Genomic DNA, 18447 nt, shown 5'->3' on the forward strand with positions numbered 1-18447 from the left:
CTTCATTTTGCATGAATAACAACCAATCGACCCCTTCCTTATTCAACCGACGGGGGTTTCTCAAGACTTCTTCGCTGGCTACGCTGACAAGTTTACTGGGTACCAATATTGTTTTTGCCGACCATCTTCCCCGTCATTATCTGCCGCTGGCATTTTCGGTTGATCCGATGGCCGACAAGCACAAAGACATGGTGGTGCTTAACGACAAGCCCTGGAACGTGGAAGCTACGCCCTACCTGCTGGATGATGCCGTGACCCCCGCCGACAAGATGTTCATCCGCAATAACGGCCTGATTCCGGAGAACATCGACGTAGCGAAATGGACGCTCACCATCAACGGGGAGTCGGTTAAGACAACCAAAACCTACACGCTGAACGACCTGAAAACCAAGTTCAAACCCTACACCTACCAGTTGGTGCTCGAATGTGGCGGCAACGGCCGGGCGGGCTATTTCCCCAAAACCGCGGGTAACCAGTGGACCGAAGGGGGTGTTAGCTGCGCCGAGTGGACGGGCGTCCGGCTCAAAGATATTCTGGCCGACGTAGGTCTGAAAGATGATGCGGTGTACATTGGATACTACGGGAAGGACCTGCACCTGAGCCAGGACCCAACCAAAGCGGTGATCTCGCGCGGGGTACCGATAAAAAAGGCCCTCGAAGACGAAACCCTGATCGCGTGGGCAATGAACGGCAAAGATATTCCCCTGGTTCACGGCTACCCGCTTCGGCTGGTTATTGGCGGCTGGCCCGCGTCGGTATCGGGCAAGTGGCTGAACACAATAGCCATTCGCAACAAAGTTCACGACGGCGCCAAGATGACGGGTAAGAGCTACCGTGTTCCCATCCATCCGGTTGTTCCGGGTGTCGACCCGCCGGAGAGTGAGTTCAAAATTATCGAGTCAATGCCCATTAAGTCGGTCATTACGTTTCCCCGCACGGGTCTCGAACTGCCCTCGGGTAAATCCCTGTCACTACGTGGCCACGCCTGGGCGGGGGATCGGGTCGTGAAGGAAATGCACATCTCGACCGACTTTGGTGCGACCTGGCAGAAAGCCGATTTAAAAGCGCCCAAAAATCGACTGGCCTGGCAGCAGTGGACTGCCGACACCAAACTACCGACGCAGGGTTATTACGAAGTATGGGCCCGCGCCACCGACGATGCGGGCGTGTCGCAGCCAATGGTGATGCCACAGTGGAACCCCGAAGGTTACATCAATAATGCCTGTCACCGGATTGCGGTAAAAGTAGTATAAAGGAGGAAAGGGACGAGGGAGAGGAATGGGAGGAAGAAAAGAAACAGGAGGGAGAAGGGATTGTATGAAGGACAGACTGAAGAAGACGAACTATAGCTGGCTGGTGGGGAGTTTGTGCGTCTGGCTGCTTTGCGCGTGGGTGGCTCAACAGCCAAAACCTACCCGCAAACCACAGGCAAAACCAACTGCAACGGCCACAAAATCACATGCGGCCAAGCCTGGCCCGGCCAGCGCTGCCGCTAACCCCGCGGAGGCAACGGCCCCGGTTAGCGCCACGGGGGTGGACCCGGAGTCGGGTTTGGCGCTCGACAAGAATATGCTCCTGGTAAAAGGTCAGTGTACGGCCTGCCATTCGAGCAAGCTGATTCTGCAAAGCCATTTCGACCGCGACAAATGGATCGAGCGGATTCGCTGGATGCAGCGCACGCAGAAACTCTGGGATCTGGGCGACTCCGAACCCGTCATTCTGGATTACCTGACCAAGTATTACGGTCCGCTGGACATTCCCTTCGACGGTCGGCGTATGCCCCTCCCCGCGCAGAAGTGGCACAGCCGCTAAACCGCCCGACGGCTAAACCTCTGCTTTTTCAGCACCTACTACTGCCGCAATCAGGAGCCTGGTCGCCGAACTGACGGCCATCCGATAGATTGTGAATAGTATGGGGTAGTGTCAAACGCAGTGCCCCCGACAGCTGGCCGAAATTCGCGTGGGAAACACTGAGCGCCAGACTGGAACCGTTTCGGCTCGACGGTCGGCCAGACTACGATGATTATGGCGTACAGGTCCAGCCGTTAGACAGAAGATGTTACATAAAGAGACTAGGTAAAGACGAAAATCTCTTCATCTTTTGTCTTACGTCCTGTGTCTATAATCCTACGTCTTCTGTCTTGCGTCTTTTAAAAACACATCTTTTTTTCGTCGTCTTTTCTCTTTTGATTACCTGTTGCATAACCCTTTAGCCTACATTTGCCAGCATGAAGTGGTTAACAACCGTGTTTGCCGTGTACGTGCTGGGGCTGTCGCTATGGCCCTGCGCTGATGAAGCTCTCCCCCTCGTGGGGCAGGAGCTGGCAACGGTATTCATCACGGCAACACCCGATGTGGCTGAATCTTCCAGCAATGAACACGAGCACCATCACGATCAGTGTTCGCCCTTCTGCACCTGTGCCTGCTGCGCTATAGTGGCAACCGTTACGCCCTTATTCACCTATTCAACGGCTTTAGCGTCTGAGCCTGGCTGGCTCCCGGTCATTCGTTTTCATTACGCGCTCACCAACTGGGCCGAGCCCCTCACCGCCATCTGGCAACCCCCTAAGCTTACGGTCTGAACAACCCCTTGCCTGGTCATACTGACGTACTTCCCCGGAAAGTATGCCGTTTGGCTATGCATTTCATCATTCTGCTGATTCACCTGTTCGGACCCATCTATGCTGGATCACATTATCCGTTTTTCTATTCAGAACAAGCTCATCATAGGGCTGTTTACACTCGCTCTGATCGTCTGGGGAGGATATTCGCTCACCCGGTTGCCCATCGACGCCCTGCCTGACATTACCAATAACCAGGTACAGATTATTACCCAGAGCCCGGCCCTCTCAGCGCCCGATGTTGAGCGGCTCATCAGTTTTCCCATTGAGCAGACGATGGCTACCCTGCCCGACCTGAACGAGATTCGTTCAATTTCCCGGTTTGGGCTTTCCGTTGTTACGATTGTCTTCGACGATGATGTTGACGTGTATTTCGCGCGCCAGCAGGTTTTCGAGCGGCTCCAGCAGGCCCGGGCGCAAATCCCTTCGAACGCGGGCGAGCCCGAACTGGCTCCCGTTACAACGGGTCTCGGCGAGATTTATCAATACGTATTACAGGCAAAACCGGGTTACGAGAAAAAATATCCGGCCGTTGAACTACGATCCATCCAGGACTGGCTGGTCCGGCGGCAGCTGCTGGGAACCAAAGGAGTAGCCGATGTCAGTAGCTTCGGCGGCTTTCTCAAGCAGTACGAAGTAGCCGTCGACCCGCAGCGGCTTCGGGCGGCCAACGTCACGATGGACGAGCTATTTACGGCGCTGGAACGTAACAACCAGAACGCGGGCGGTGCCTACATCGACCGGCGACCCAACGCCTATTTTATTCGTTCCGAAGGACTGATCGGCACGCTTGGCGACATCAATAAAATTGTCGTTCGCCGAACCGACGAAGGCATTCCCATCCGCGTAAGCGATGTAGCACAGGTCCAGTTAGGGCATGCCGTGCGTTACGGGGCCATGACCCGAAATGGAGATGGTGAAGTGGTAGGAGCCATTGTGATGATGCTCAAAGGCGAGAATTCTTCCCGGGTAATTGGCAACGTCAAGCAACGTATCGAGCAGATCAGAAAATCCTTGCCGGAAGGGGTCGAAATCCACGCTTTCCTGGACCGTACCAACCTGGTCGACCGTGCCATCAGTACCGTCGAACGTAACCTGATCGAAGGAGCCCTGATCGTCGTGTTCGTATTGGTCCTGATGCTGGGCAACTGGCGCGCCGGACTGGTCGTCGCGTCGGTCATTCCCCTGGCCATGCTGTTTGCCGTTTCCCTGATGAACCTCTTTGGCGTATCGGGCAACCTGATGAGCCTGGGTGCTATCGACTTCGGCCTAATCGTCGACGGGGCCGTAATCATCGTAGAAGCCACGCTGCACCATATTCAAAGGCGAATGCGTGAAAGAGCGAATGAGCGAATAGCAGAAACAAACGCGCTTACTGGTAGGGGAATACCATCGTACGTAACCCAGAAAGAGCCGTTTACTGAAAATAAGAAAGCCCCCTCTTCCTATTCACTCATTCACTCATTCGCTCATTCACAATCAGAGATGGATGAAGAAGTCTACCAGGCGGCTAGTCGTATCCGGTCGTCGGCGGCTTTTGGTGAGTTGATTATTCTGATCGTGTATCTGCCGATTCTGGCGCTGGTCGGGACGGAGGGCAAGATGTTCCGGCCGATGGCGCAGACGGTGGTGTTTGCCATCATCGGAGCGTTTATTCTGTCGCTGACCTACGTACCCATGCTGTCGGCGCTCTTACTGAGTAAAAAGATCATATCCGATCCAAAGCCGACCATTTCGGATCGACTCATGGCGTTTTTCCACCGGATTTATGCCCCGGCTATCCGCTGGACCCTGCAGCACAGAGGCTTAGTTGTTGGCTCGTCGGTGGGGTTGTTTGTACTTTCGCTGGTCATCTTCAGTCAGTTGGGGGGCGAGTTCATTCCCGAGCTGGACGAGGGTGACTTCGCTGTCGAAACTAGGGTCATGACTGGCTCATCACTCTCTCAATCATCGAATGCCGCGCTTCAGGCCGGTCGGGTTCTGAAAGCCAATTTTCCGGAAGTAGTCGAGGTAATTGGCAAGACTGGCACCGGCGAAATACCAACCGACCCCATGCCCATCGAAGCCACTGACCTGATGGTCATTCTAAAAGATCGTGCCGACTGGACGTCCGCTGATAACCGGGAAGAACTGGTCGAGAAGATGGAAGCAAAACTGCACCAGATTCCGGGCGTTAGCTTTGGCTTCCTGCAACCTATCCAGATGCGCTTTAGTGAATTGATGACGGGCGTTAAACAGGATGTAGCCGTTAAACTGTACGGCGAAGACCTGCAGGTGCTGGGCGATTATGCCGCCCGCATTGGCCGGGTAGTCAGTACCGTGCCGGGAGCCAAAGACCTGTACGTCGAACAGGTATCGGGCCTGCCCCAGATCGTTGTCAAGTTCGACCGCGATGCCCTGGCCCGTTTCGGCCTGTCCATCGAAGAAGCAAACCGCTACCTGCAGGCCGCCTTTGCGGGCGCATCGGCCGGGCTCGTTTATGAAGGCGAACGGCGTTATGATCTGGTTGTTCGCCTGCAGGAACAGAGTCGCCAGCGGCTGGAGGATGTTCAGAATCTGCTGCTGACCACCGCGGGCGGGCAGGCTGTTCCGCTGGGTCAGGTCGCCAACGTATCTTTTCAGAACAGTATCAATCAGGTACAGCGTGAAAACGCCCAGCGTCGGATTACCGTGGCCTTCAACGTGCGGGAGCGCGACGTAGCGAGTGTGGTAAACGAGTTGCAGGAGAAACTGGCGCAGCAGATTAAACTCCCTGCCGGGTATTACGTGACGTACGGCGGTCAGTTTCAGAACCTTCGGGAAGCCGAACAGCGCCTGAGTATTGCCGTTCCCGTAGCGCTCGGACTGATCTTTCTGCTGCTGTTCTTTACGTTCGGGTCGATCCGGCAGAGCCTGCTGATTTTCTCGGCCATCCCCCTGGCCGCCATTGGGGGCGTTGTGGCACTCTGGCTGCGGGGTATGCCGTTCAGCATTTCGGCCGGAGTAGGATTCATTGCCCTGTTTGGCGTCTCGGTACTCAACGGCATCGTTCTCATCGGCGAGTTTAACCACCTGAAAACCGAAACCGATCTTTCGCTGTACGACCGGATTTTGCAGGGAACGGCTACCCGGCTGCGCCCCGTGCTGATGACTGCCCTTGTAGCCTCACTCGGCTTTCTACCGATGGCACTAGCCCAGACGGCGGGTGCCGAAGTACAGCGCCCGCTCGCCACAGTGGTTATTGGCGGGTTGATTTCCGCTACGTTGCTGACCCTGCTGGTTCTGCCCTGCCTGTACGGGTGGGAACAAAGCATAGCCAGGAATCAGTCGGCGACCAGGACAACGCTCCCCGCCCATGCCGGAAAGCTGACGGTTGGCTTGCTTCTTTTGCTCGCGGCAAGCGCACAGGCCCAGGCCCCGACGCAGCTTACGCTCGATGCAGCGTTGAATCAGGCACTGACTAACAACGGCTCCGGCCAGGTGAGCCGTCTGAACATCGCTATTCAGCAGACGGGTCGGCGGACGGCCCGCGACATCAGTCGGCTCGACGTTTCCTGGGTGGGTGGCCAATACAACTCCATACGGTGGGACAACAACTTTACCATTTCGCAGAGTATTCCCAACGGGAAACTGATCCGCAACCAGGAACGACTCGCCGATGCCACTATTCGCGGTAGCGAACTACAGGCCCGGCTGCTACAGGTTGAGCTTCGCAGTCGGGTAAAGAGTACGTACCTGACGCTGGCGTATCTAAATGAGCGGCTGACATTACTATCGGTTCAGGATAGCCTCCTGGTTGCGTTCCGACGGGCCACCGAGGTTCGGCAACGTACCGGCGAAGGTACCGGCCTTGAAGTCGCCACAGCCGAGAATCTGCTGGGCGAACTGCGTAACCAACTCGCCCTGACCTCCGCCGATCGTACCATTGCCCTGAGTAATCTGCAAACCCTGCTGAATACGACCAGCCCACTGGACCTCCCCACCGCTCCCCTGCCCCGCCGGGCGTTACCGGTCTTTTCTGATTCGGCAGTCGCACAGAATCCAACGCTGGCCCTGCTGCAACAACAGGTATCCATCGCCGAGGGGCAGATTGCCGTGGAGCAGGCCAAATTACGGCCGGACTACGTCGTGGGGTATTTCAACCAGTCGCTGATTGGCACGCAGACGATCGAAGGCCCTAACGGTGTGCCCCAGGAGCGTTTTTTCAACGGGGGCAAACGATTCCAGGGGGTGCAGGCCGGCATTTCCATTCCCGTGTTCCAGCGCGCGCAACGCGCCCGGATCGAGTCGGCGAAACTGGGCCAGCAGCTGGCCGAAGCGTCGCTGGCTTACAATCAGCGCAACCTGCAGGGCGAACTGGCAGTCGCGGTTCAGGAAATCCGTAAGCAGCAGACCAGCCTGTCGTACTACGAACAGACCGGTTTGCCCGTTGCCCAGCGGCTGGCCGAAGGAGCCGAAAAAGCGTTCCGGGCGGGCGAAGCCGGCTATCTGGAATACGCCCAGGCGCTGACCCGCTCCTACCAGACCCGCACCACCTACCTCGACACCATCAATCAATACAACCAGGCCGTTATTGCCCTCGAGCAATTGCTGGGTCTCCCTTAATTTTTCCTGATCATGTTCACGACATACCTATACCGTACCCTCCTCGCCATCAGTGTATTGACCGGACCGATTGCCTGCCGTCAACCAGCGGAGGAACAGGCCCACGAGGAGGACCACGCCCACGAAGAGGCCCCGGCCGACCTGGTTGAGCTGACGGACGATCAGATGCGGATGGCGGACGTAGCGCTGGGTACCGTCGGCCAGCGCAACCTGGGTCAACAATTGACCGTTAACGGGCGACTGGCGGTTCCTCCGCAAAGTCAGGTCACCATCACTGCCCTGCAGGGCGGCTTTGTCCGGACGATTCCCCTCCTGCCCGGTCAGCCCGTCCGGAAGGGCCAGGTGCTGGCCCGAATCGAAAACCCGGACCTGATTGTTTTACAACAGGAATACGCCGAAAGCCAAAGTCGCCTGACCTATCTGGAGACAGAACTAGTCCGGCAGAAGGAACTGAGCCGTGAGAACGTGAGCGCCCTGAAAGTGCTCCAGCAAACCACCGCCGATCTGAATGCTACCCGCGCCCGCGTAACGGGCCTGGCGCAGCGAATTCGCCTGGTAGGTCTCTCCCCACAAGCCGCGCTGGCGGGTAAATTCAGTGCGGTTTACGTCGTCACCGCGCCGGTGGCGGGTGTGGTTACCGACGTAGTAGCCACGGCGGGTCAGTACGTTCAACCAGCCGATGTGATTGCCAAACTGACCGGCAGCCAGGGGTTGTATGCCGAACTGATCGTCTTTGAAAAAGACCTGCCTCAGCTCCGGGAAGGGCAGCGCGTCAGCCTCCGGATTACGAACGAAACGCGGGAACGTAGCGCCCGGATTACGTACATCAACCGGGCGATCGATGCCGACCGATCGGTCCGGGTCGTGGCCAGACTGGACCAGGCCGATGCCCGGCTGACGCCCAATACGTTCCTGAAAGCCAGCCTGGATCTGGGTGCCAGCCGGGTAGCGGCCCTGCCCGAAGAAGCCATCGTTTCGGCCGAAGGCAGAGATTACATTTTTGTGGTAACGAACGAAAAAACTCCCGAGCCTCACGAACACGAAGCGGAGGAAGACGACGCGCACGACCATACTCAGGAGAAAGCCGGATCGCACGAGCACGGTACCGTTTTTAAACAGATACCCGTGCGTCGGGGCGTCACCGAAAGCGGGTATTCGCAGGTAACGCTGCCCGAACCATTTGACCTGACGAAAACGCAGGTTGTCACGAAAGGAGCCTACGCGTTGCTCTCGCAGCTCAAAGCCGCCAGTGGCGAAGAAGAAGGTCACGCACATTAATCAACGTACTTATGAAAAAACTTCAGCTCGATTTACCCGTCCTGTTACCCGACGTACCGGACCAGAAAGACCAGTGCGTACACCGCCTGATGAGCCTGCTCGACGACCGGCCCGGCATCGACAAACTACATATTCGATCGGCCACGAGTGAGCACCCGGATCAGCTTTGTATCCACTACGATCCTGGGATAATCTCCCTGGACCGGGTACAGACGCTGGCCCGGCAGACCGGGGCTGAGATTACGCACCGTTACGGTCATTACGTGGGCCGTTTGCAGGGTATTCGGCACGCCCGGCAGGCGCGTACGGTTTCGCAGCAGATTTCCCGCTGGCCGGGCGTACTGAGTGCACCGGTCTCGGCATCGGGTGCTGTGCGCCTGGAGTTTGATCAGGAAGTTACCAGTCTGGATACGCTGTTCGGGAAGCTCAGCCGACAAGGGAACCCCGTCCAGGCACCCGCCCCCGACCAGCATCATGAACCCACTCATGCGGCTCACGAGCATCAGCACGATCATGACGATACGCATGAGCACGACCATACCCAGGAGAAAGAAGCCGGAGATGCACACGTGCATGGCGGAGGGCATGACCACGAACACGGGGGCATTTTCGGTCCTAACACCGAACTGATCTTCGCTATCCTGTGCGCCGTCAGTCTGGCGATTGGGTTCGGCCTGTCGTTTGTTACGACGCTGCCCGACTGGGTAAGCCTAATCCTGTACGGTCTGGCTTATTTCTTCGGCGGTTTCTTTACGGCCAAAGAAGCGATCGAAGCAATCCGGCAGGGCGAATTTGAAATTGATTTCCTGATGCTGGTCGCAGCCGCGGGAGCCGGGGCGTTGGGCGAATGGTCGGAAGGCGCGCTGCTGCTGGCCCTGTTTAGTCTGGGGCACGCGCTGGAGCATTACGCCATGAACCGCGCCCGCAAATCCATTTCGGCCTTGGCCGATCTGAGCGCCAAAACCGCAACCGTTCGGCGGGATGGCAAAGCCGAAGAAATCGACGTAAACGCGCTTCGGGTTGGCGATGTCATCATCGTGAAACCCAACAGCAAGATTGCCGCCGATGGTGTCGTAATCAAAGGGGCGGGCCCGGTGAATCAGGCTCCCATTACGGGCGAAAGCGTACCGGTCGACAAAACGGCGATGGCCGGCAATACCGACCCGGCCAAAGCCAACGCCGAAAGTCAGGTGTTTGCCGGCACCATCAACGGCACCAGCGTACTGGAAATCAGCGTAACGAAAGCAGCCAGTGATTCAACCCTCGCCCGACTGATCAAGCTCGTCAACGAAGCCGAATCCCAGCAGTCGCCCACGCAGCAGTTCACCGACCGCTTCGAAAAATGGTTTGTTCCCGCCGTACTTAGTCTCGTCGTTACACTCTGCTTCGCCTTTCTGGTCATTGACGAGCCCTTTTCGGCCAGTTTCTACCGGGCTATGGCGGTTCTGGTGGCTGCCAGTCCCTGTGCCCTCGCCATCTCAACCCCATCGGCGGTGCTGAGTGGCGTAGCCCGGGCCGCCCGTGAGGGTGTTCTCGTCAAAGGCGGCCGACCGCTGGAAGATCTGGGCGAGCTAACCGCCATTGCCTTTGACAAAACCGGCACGCTGACGCAGGGCAAGCCGCAGCTCAATAAAATCGTGCCTTTATCGGGTACTACCGACGAGCAGCTCCTGAGTATTGCCGTGGCCGTTGAAGGGCTGAGCGACCACCCGCTGGCGTCGGCCATTGTGCAGGGCGGGAAGGAAAAACTGGGCGATACATCCATCCCCGACGCTAGCAGCCTGAAAGCCCTTACCGGGCGGGGTGTACAGGCCGAGGTGGCCGGACAGCCGGTGTTTATTGGGAACAAAGCCTTGTTCGAGGAGCAGAAAACCTTGACCGATGCCGTACGCCAGCAGGCCGACCAACTGGAAGCGGAAGGGCACACGGCCATGATCGTGCGACAGGGCGATACATTTCTGGGCGTATTGGGCGTCATGGACACCCCACGCCCGGAAGCCCGCCAAACGCTGTCGAGTCTGAAGGCACTGGGTATTCAGCAGATGATTATGCTTACCGGCGACAACCAGCGCGTGGCCGATGCCATTGCGCAGGAAGTTGGCCTGACCAATGCCAAAGGCGACCTCCTACCCGATGCCAAAGTTCAGTTTGTGCAGCAGATCCGGGAGAAAGAAGGCAAAGTAGCGATGGTGGGCGATGGCGTAAACGATGCCCCAGCCATGGCCAAAAGTACGGTTGGCATTGCCATGGGAGCTGCCGGTTCGGACGTAGCGCTGGAAACAGCCGACATCGCGCTCATGGGCGATCAACTGGACAAACTCCCCTTTGCCATTGGCCTGAGCCGCGAAGCCCGGCGCATCATCCGGCAAAACCTTTTTATCAGCCTGGGTATGGTGGCCCTGCTGATTCCCCTGACCATACTGGGCATCGCCCGAATCGGTCCGGCGGTCATTGCGCACGAAGGCTCGACGCTGATCGTCGTCTTTAACGCCCTAAGATTGCTAGCCTATCAAGTGAAATCGGCAGATGGGAGTAAGTAGCCGTTGCAACTATTCATCCGGTTGAGTAGAATTGTGCGCTAAGCGGTTTTATCGATTCGCATGCCTATGTAGAGGCAAGGAAGACGCGGAACTACATCTCACTGATAATCAACTACAAGTAGTTCCGCGACTTTGCGTATAATAGTATGTTGGGTGATTTTGCAAGTTGGGTTTGCGTGGCGACTCCAGTTGACAGGTAGCGCGTCCTATAGGTCAGGCTTTTGCTCGTTCGGTAGGTTTCGTGTGACAGAGGAAACGCCCCGACAATCAGCGTTTACGTTTGCGGGGCGGCTCCGGTTGACAGGGCAAACGCTCTATATTTAGATTTTTAAAAGCAATGAAGATAGGACAGAAATTCAATACGTTTTCCAAGAAGGAATACTTCTTCTACATCGATAACTACAGAAAATACACTGATTTTAATTCATTGGGTCTCTATCGGTCAATTATAGAAAACGAGAAACTGCTGCTTGTTGACAAAATAGAGATCAGAGAGTATGCACATAAAACGTTTAAGAAGTTCTTTGACTTCTTGCAAATCAAAGACCCAAATACCTATTTCAGTATTACAACTTTGGGGCAAACGCTGACAGAAGCCGATGAACATCAACTATGGGAAAACATCTGGTATTATCAGCATAAAATACTGTCTAAAAAACGAATTAAGCACCGGAACTTTGGTGACTACTCAAAGCACAATTGTGGTTATGAGACTTGTCCTTTGAACGGACTAATGATTAGACAAGGCTCACCAATTGAAGAAAGAAATATAGTTTTTTCATCCGATCACCGGAATCCTTTCACTGCGAAAGACAAGTCGGACAGAAATAAGGTGAACAGGAAGCGTGAAAGACAAGTTATTCAAGCCCAATTGGAAAAAGAATAGTTCGCGTGAGGCAACTCTCGGGTGACAGGATGCAGGCCCAGGCCGCAAAGTCGAGCCAGACGGCCCAACCGCCACCGTGTTCGCTCACGAACGAACCCAGAAGAACTGTCAAATTGCCTTTTTGAACGATAATTGATTATCAATTGGTTGCAATTTAACAGTACATCCAAGAAAGGGTGTAAAGGCCCAGAGTACGTTTGTTCAGGCAAGTCGTGGGTGGGCCATCAGCCCTTTCGGGCGTTGGGTGTCGCCAAAAGCATAGTTTCCATTTCCAGCTTTTATGCGACAGGTGGCACGTCCCACGACAGGGTGGTTTTACTCGTTAGGTGGCTTCGGTCGACACGAGAGACGTCCCGGTTAGGTTAGTCAAAAAAGCGACTTTGGCACGTAGCGTCCGACACCAGAAACGCCTTCAAAAGGCAATAAATTTCGCGTATGAACAAAAATTACAAGCTTAAAAAAGAGGAAATTAAGTTTTTAACTGATTTTCCGGGAGGCTGTTTGTCTAGTGACAAGATTGTTATTGAAGGCTTAGTCGTGGGCTTTATGTATCGAGAAGAACCAGACATTGCTGAGGACAACGGATGGCGTTTCTTTTCAGGGACAGAATCAGATGAATACATCAACGATGCGAAAAACTTGGCTTACTATTCAGTCAATACCATTGCCAATTATGACCCAAGTATCCTGCCCTATTTAGAGTCGCCCATTGGTAGCGAGTTTATGCGGATAGCGGGCACTAATCAGTTTAGGCAACTTGAATAAGTAGCCGCTTCGCGCGGGGTAGCCTCCCGGTGATTAAACTCGGCGAGGTCGTCACCGACCCCGCCGGTCTTCAAAACCGTGCTTGACAGTTTCCCCTCACACGGCTCCTCAATGAAATGGTGTCTGTCATACATACCTCCCCGCTTTCTGATCCTGTGCGGTTTTCGTGTCATGGCAATGACGGTGAAGCAATTGGAGGTTTTCGTACTCGTCCTTACCACCCCTTGAGCGGGGGGTGATGTGGTCTACTTCCATAATTTCTTCACCTTTAAAGAACAGTTTGCAATGGGGGCATTGGCCTTCCTGTCGTTTGAGTAGTTGGGCTACTCGTTGGCTGATTTGCGGATGTTTCCCCATGCGGCTACTCCAATAAACCCAATCTCCATCATACGGACTCCGATCTGCCTTCACTTTGACGTGTCGTTTGATCGGTATGTCGGCGTGATGGCCCATTTTTCTGACCGATTTATCCGTGTGCAATGCGAAACGCCAACCCCCACCTTGGTTAATGAGCCAGTATTTGTTCATTATCCAATTCGAAGGTTTGTTGCTATGGCGTTGCAAAGTATATATTCCGGCATAAAGTAAGCCAGTCATTCCGGCCCAATCCGGCCGGGTATTCCGGCACAAAATGGGCCATCGTGGATAAGTGAGCCAAGACCCCTAGTTTGGCCCTGACGTGAACGAACATCACTCACGTTTGTAGTCAAGCATGGCTAACTCTCGCTTACCTATGTTTCAACTCCGTCGGATTCTTCAACTCCGCCAGCAGGGCTTCAGCCAGCGCCGGATTGCTTCGGCTTTAGCCATTTCCCGAACCACCGTCGAACACTATTTGCGTATAGTCGAAGCGCATTTTTCGGACTTGGCTCAGGCTTTGAGCTGGCAGGATGATCAACTTCACCGCCTGTTCACTCATCGTGTACCCCAACCAGAGGCCGATCGGCTGGGTGATCTCTACCAACGATTTGAGAACTACGAAGCCCAATTGGCCAAGCCGGGTGTGACCCGCCATCACTTATGGCTAGCTTATAAGCAGGCTAACCCCAATGCCATCCAGTACTCCCAATTTTGTGAGCGCTACCGGACCTGGCGACTCAACCAGCAGACGGTGATGCACCTGGAGCACAAAGCTGGGGAGACGCTTTTCGTCGATTATGCCGGTAAAAAGCTAGCCCTGGTCGATCCAACTACCGGTCAGCCTCAGCCAGTCGAGCTTTTTGTCGCCGTGCTGGCCTGTTCCCAACTCACTTTTGCTAAAGCGGTTGCCAGTCAGCGAAAAGCCGATTTCCTACAAGCCTTATCCGATGCGCTAACCTACTTTGGTGGTGTCCCCGAGGCCATTGTGCCCGATAACCTGAAAGCCGCCGTGACCAAAGCCAACCGCTATGAGCCTGATCTGAACGAGTCGATTGAAGACTTTGCGGCTCATTACAGTACCTGTATCTATCCAGCCCGTAGTGGCAAGCCGCGCGATAAAGCGCTGGTGGAGAAGACCATCTCCATTCTCTATAGTCGGGTATATGTTCCCCTACAAGAACAGAGCTTTCACTCTTTGAAGGAACTGAACCAAGCTATTGCTCAACAAGTAGAAGTCCACAACCGGCAGTGCTTTCAGGGTAAGCCCTACTCAAGACGTCAGCGTTTTGAGACCCTGGAAGAAGCCACGCTGATGCCTTTGCCGCTACAGCCTTACCGGTCCAAAGCCTTTCGCATGGCCAAAGTGCATCCCAACTGTCATGTACTGTTAGGGGAAGACAAGCACTATTATAGCGTACCCTACCGGCATGTGGGCCAGAGCGTTAAGCTGGTTTACACCGCTCAGACCGTGGAGATTTACCATGATCATCAGCGGATTGCGCTTCATGAGCGCCAACCCGAGGCCTATCAGTACACCACCCGTCGCGAACACCTGCCCAGCCAACAACAATGGCTGAGCCAGTGGTCTGCGGAGTACTTTATCGATCAGGCCAGCCAGATCGGTCCCCATACTCGACTGGCCATTCAGGAACTGCTCCACACGCGGAGCTATCCCCAACAGGCCTTCCGTTCCTGTGCCGGCGTACTATCGCTGGTAGCCAAGGTTGGCCAGCAACGCCTGGAGGGGGCCTGTGAGCGGGCGTTAACGTATGGGGCTGTCTCCTACAAGTTGATCCGTAGCATCCTGGAGCGCAATTTAGATAAGACTACCTCAACGGAGGTAACCCATAAGCCTCTGCCAACTCATGAGAACATCCGGGGAGCCGATGTCTATCAATAATAAAGGGGTAAAGGGGATAAAAAGAGCTAACCATTAAACCATCAACTCATGAATACACAAGCAACCCTCGAGCGCATGCGTCAATTAAAATTACAGGGCATGGCCACCCACTGGGAAACCCTTCTGCGTCTACCGGTTAATCAGTGGCCGCCCACCGACCATCTCCTGGCTTCGCTGCTGGATGCCGAACACGAATACCGGCAGGAACGCAAAACGCGAACTGCCATTACCCAGGCTCGTTTTCGGTATCAGGCCAGCCTGGAAGAAGTTATTTACACGCCTGATCGGCAGTTGGACAAAAGTATGGTACTTCGCCTGGGCGACCTCTCTTTTGTACGACGGGGCGAAAACATTCTCATCACCGGTGCCACTGGTTGTGGCAAAAGCTATCTGGCTACATGTCTGGGCTACCAGGCTTGTCAACGAGGGCTGCGGGTGGGCTACTTCTCTATGCCTAAACTTATGGAACGACTGCATCTGGCTCGAGCGGATGGCTCCTATACTCGGGAGCTTGCCCGTCTGGAGCGGTTGCAGTTATTGATCCTGGACGATTGGGGCCTATCGAGTCTAGACATGAATGCCAAACTGGCTTTGCTGCAACTCATTGAAGATCGCCATGGCCGGTCGGCTACGATCATTACCTCGCAGTTACCGGTGTCTAAGTGGTATGAGTACCTAGCTGAACCAACGCTGGCCGATGCAATCTTGGATCGACTCGTGCATCAGGCACACCGCATTGAGTTGCAAGGCGAGTCAATGCGCAGGCGCATCAAAAAAACGAATGATTTAACCGGATCCTGATTATTTTTATGCCCTCTTCGCCCCTTATCCACCGTGGCCCACTTTAGCCGTTTTGGCTGGCACAGTATCTCCGGAATATATACAAAGCCCAACTGCGTAAGGCAATAAATAGCCAATGGTCAAGTTTAGCGAAATGGTATTTGCTTACGACTGTAGCATAGTAATTCGACCATCCCTGAATAACAGGGTTAAGTTCACAGATAAGCACTTCCTGAGTGGATGCCTTGTGTGTTTTGATGAGCCGCTTTAACATTCGCTGGTGTCGTTGCATGCCCGTTTCACTGGGCGTGATGAGGGTTTTGAACCCCAGTAGTTTACCCACTGAGTTCCTACCGCTTCGGTGTTTCCCTACTGGGAATTGCCGAACGGTGAACCCCAGAAAGTCAAAGCCTACATGGCCTTCATGTGCATGAAGCGTGTGTGTAATCTTTGTTTTACTGGTTTTCAATTCCAGTCCCATTTTTGTCAACCATACCCCTATTCGTTGCTGGCAATCCTGGATCACCGCTAAGTCCTCATGCAGGATCACAAAGTCATCCGCATAGCGGATAAACTGAACTGCATTTCGATATTTAGTCGGTTGCCCTTTTTGCCAGATACCCTGTTTAGGGTAAGCCTGTCGGATATACCTTTCTATGCCATGTAGGGCCACGTTCGCCAATAAAGGGGAAATCACCCCGCCCTGCGGGGTGCCTTCACGGGTTGGAAATAAGGCCTCCCCATCCATGTAGCCTGCTCTTAGCCAGTTTTTTACAAGGCGGTTCATGACGGGGTATGTACTCAGCTTCTGTAATAGGGCTTGATGGTTGATGCGGTCAAAACATTGGGCTATATCGGCGTCCAGCACATATTTAGGCTGGCGGTTAATGCCTTTATAGATCGCTTCTATCGCATCATGGGTTGATCGTCCGGGTCTGAAGCCGTAGCTATTGGGTTCAAAGTGAGCCTCCCATTCTGGTTCTAACGCCTGCTTTGCTAAGGCTTGGAGGGCCCTGTTTTTCATCGTTGGGATACCTAATGGCCGCTTCTCCAGGGAACCAGGCTTGGGTATCCACACGCGACGAGTGGGTTGAACGGGTTGGGCAGGGCTCAATTCAGATACCAGTGTCAAGCGTTCAGGCGGGGAGAGGTCTTTCACTCCATCTACCCCGGCTGTTTTCTTGCCCTGATTGTCCTGCGTAACTCTACGAACCGCGAGACATTTGGCTGACCAAGACCTCATCAGGGTCTTTTGAAGTTGCCTAACCGTCCTTCTGTCACCACGTTGTGAGGCTTTGAATATGCGCTTTTGCAGCTTAAAGACGGTACGCTCCAGCTTGTGCCAGGGTATCGCCTTCCAGTCCATCATCGTATGGTTCATACGTGCTTTAGCCATTTACACTGCTACTCGTCCCTATTCAATCCATTCCATCGTGCCTACGTCAGCATATCCGGGGCATTGTCTTAACCCCCTGAATGACTGGACAAAATTGTAAAAACAGTTTAGTCCTTTTACATTCAGATACCATGAGCAAATTAAGGCGGAGTTTTACTCCCGATGACCGCTATTCTATCGTCCAGGAAGCCATTCGTGACGGCCATGCCGAGACTTGTCGAAAATACAATCTATCTCCTTCGCTGCTGCGCAAGTGGAAATTGAAGTATTTGAGTAAAGGCAAAGAAGGCCTCAAAGATTCTTACGCACGCGTCGATCCCCAGCTTCGAGTGCTCGAAGAAGAAAATGAACGCCTGAAGCGGATTGTAGCAAAACAAGCTTTGGAACTGGAGATCAAAAGTGAGCTACTAAAAAAAACTCCTATTCACTCCAGGAGAAGCTAGCACTCATGAAACAGTTTGAAAATCAAGTAAGTCGTACCCTGTTATGCCAGTGGCTTAGTGTACCTCGGAGCGTGTTTTACTACCAACCACAATCAGGTAGACCTGGAGCACGCCCCAGCCAGGTAACCATGAAACGGGATGGATCGTGGGTAGACAACCAACTGGTCGTGGTCAGTATTCGGCAACTGCTGGATGTTGAGTTCAATGCCCTTGGCTACGAATACATCACCCACGAGTTGAAAAAAGAATACTTAATCAATAAGAAAAAGGTGTATCGACTCATGCAAGAGCATAATTTACTTCTGGGCAAAGTGATCCGACCGATGGGCAAGCGGGAATTTGTTAAATTCAGACGAATCGAAGCGACCAAGCCCTTGGAATACCTGTGCTGGGATATCAAATACGTCTGGGTAGAAGGGGAACGGCGGAATTACTATCTGTTGAGCGTCATTGATGTGTATAGCCGCAAAATTCTGGATTGGCTATTCCAAGGCAGTATTCGTCAAATCGACTTAATCAATCTTTTTCGACGAATCAACCGGAATCATGAACTGAAGGGCGTCATTTTGCGCAATGATAATGGCAGTCAATTCATTGCTCACTCGGTACGTAACTTTTTGAAAAGCTCCGAAATCAAGCAGGAATTCACTCATGTGGCCACCCCTGAAGAGAACTCGTACATTGAAGCTTTTCACAGCATTCTAGAACATGATGTGATCGAGCGCAATGTATTTGACAGCTATTATGAGGCCAAAGAAATGTTAGGGCGTTATTTTTTCCATTACAACAATCACCGTCTTCATCGTTCGATTGGTTTTGTAACACCTCAGCAGAAATGGGAGGAAGCACAGGTAATTTACGACACAACCTTTTCAGAAAATTTGTCCAGCTAAT

14 protein-coding genes are annotated in these 18447 nt (G+C 53.9%); 12 read left to right on the plus strand and 2 right to left on the minus strand.

Annotation, left to right across the window (positions count from 1 at the left end; genetic code table 11):
* Positions 1 to 11: 11 nt before the first annotated feature.
* The 8 genes from HU175_RS16145 to HU175_RS16180 all read left to right on the plus strand — a co-directional run bounded on the left by HU175_RS16145 (position 12) and on the right by HU175_RS16180 (position 12674).
* The gene (locus HU175_RS16145) at positions 12 to 1253 is read left to right on the plus strand and encodes a sulfite oxidase (protein ID WP_176567574.1); all 1242 of its coding nucleotides are present in this window, start codon (positions 12 to 14) and stop codon (positions 1251 to 1253) included.
* A 64-nt stretch (positions 1254 to 1317) separates the two neighbouring features.
* Positions 1318 to 1812: a hypothetical protein gene (locus tag HU175_RS16150; protein ID WP_176567575.1), complete on the plus strand. Its 495-nt coding sequence runs from the start codon at positions 1318 to 1320 to the stop codon at positions 1810 to 1812.
* Between the two features lie 416 nt (positions 1813 to 2228).
* Positions 2229 to 2582 carry a hypothetical protein gene (locus HU175_RS16155; protein ID WP_176567576.1) on the plus strand — a complete coding sequence of 118 codons (354 nt, stop codon included), beginning with the start codon at positions 2229 to 2231 and terminating at the stop codon, positions 2580 to 2582.
* Positions 2583 to 2681: 99 nt separating this feature from the next.
* Positions 2682 to 7205 (plus strand): CusA/CzcA family heavy metal efflux RND transporter, encoded by a 4524-nt coding sequence (locus HU175_RS16160; RefSeq protein ID WP_176567577.1) that lies wholly within the window; start codon positions 2682 to 2684, stop codon positions 7203 to 7205.
* 12 nt (positions 7206 to 7217) lie between these two features.
* Entirely contained in the window at positions 7218 to 8483 is a 1266-nt protein-coding gene (locus HU175_RS16165) for an efflux RND transporter periplasmic adaptor subunit (RefSeq protein ID WP_176567578.1), read from the plus strand.
* Positions 8484 to 8494: 11 nt separating this feature from the next.
* Entirely contained in the window at positions 8495 to 11023 is a 2529-nt protein-coding gene (locus tag HU175_RS16170) for a heavy metal translocating P-type ATPase (RefSeq protein ID WP_176567579.1), read from the plus strand.
* A 337-nt stretch (positions 11024 to 11360) separates the two neighbouring features.
* On the plus strand, positions 11361 to 11909 hold the full coding sequence (locus tag HU175_RS16175) for a hypothetical protein (protein WP_176567580.1): 549 nt from the start codon (positions 11361 to 11363) through the stop codon (positions 11907 to 11909).
* 435 nt (positions 11910 to 12344) lie between these two features.
* On the plus strand, positions 12345 to 12674 hold the full coding sequence (locus HU175_RS16180; protein ID WP_176567581.1) for a DUF2185 domain-containing protein: 330 nt from the start codon (positions 12345 to 12347) through the stop codon (positions 12672 to 12674).
* Between the two features lie 126 nt (positions 12675 to 12800).
* Here HU175_RS16180 and HU175_RS25130 read toward each other — a convergent pair whose 3' ends face one another.
* Entirely contained in the window at positions 12801 to 13271 is a 471-nt protein-coding gene (locus tag HU175_RS25130; protein WP_176567582.1) for an HNH endonuclease, read from the minus strand.
* A 136-nt stretch (positions 13272 to 13407) separates the two neighbouring features.
* Here HU175_RS25130 and istA point away from each other — a divergent pair, with 136 nt between their 5' ends.
* On the plus strand, positions 13408 to 14934 hold the full coding sequence (gene istA, locus HU175_RS16190) for an IS21 family transposase (protein ID WP_228724144.1): 1527 nt from the start codon (positions 13408 to 13410) through the stop codon (positions 14932 to 14934).
* A gap of 48 nt (positions 14935 to 14982) precedes the next feature.
* Entirely contained in the window at positions 14983 to 15735 is a 753-nt protein-coding gene (gene istB, locus HU175_RS16195) for an IS21-like element helper ATPase IstB (protein WP_176566175.1), read from the plus strand.
* Between the two features lie 43 nt (positions 15736 to 15778).
* Here the strand turns inward: istB and ltrA are convergent, their stop codons facing one another.
* Positions 15779 to 17110 (minus strand): group II intron reverse transcriptase/maturase, encoded by a 1332-nt coding sequence (gene ltrA / locus HU175_RS16200; RefSeq protein WP_176567583.1) that lies wholly within the window; start codon positions 17108 to 17110, stop codon positions 15779 to 15781.
* 131 nt (positions 17111 to 17241) lie between these two features.
* On the opposite strand from ltrA, the gene HU175_RS16205 reads away from it, so the two are divergent.
* Together HU175_RS16205 and HU175_RS16210 are read left to right on the plus strand one after the other, a co-directional pair.
* Positions 17242 to 17553 carry a transposase gene (locus HU175_RS16205; RefSeq protein WP_176566244.1) on the plus strand — a complete coding sequence of 104 codons (312 nt, stop codon included), beginning with the start codon at positions 17242 to 17244 and terminating at the stop codon, positions 17551 to 17553.
* Between the two features lie 5 nt (positions 17554 to 17558).
* Positions 17559 to 18446: an IS3 family transposase gene (locus HU175_RS16210; RefSeq protein WP_176566243.1), complete on the plus strand. Its 888-nt coding sequence runs from the start codon at positions 17559 to 17561 to the stop codon at positions 18444 to 18446.
* Position 18447: the final 1 nt, after the last annotated feature.

Source organism: Spirosoma sp. KUDC1026 (assembly GCF_013375035.1).
Taxonomy (GTDB): Bacteria; Bacteroidota; Bacteroidia; order Cytophagales; family Spirosomataceae; genus Spirosoma.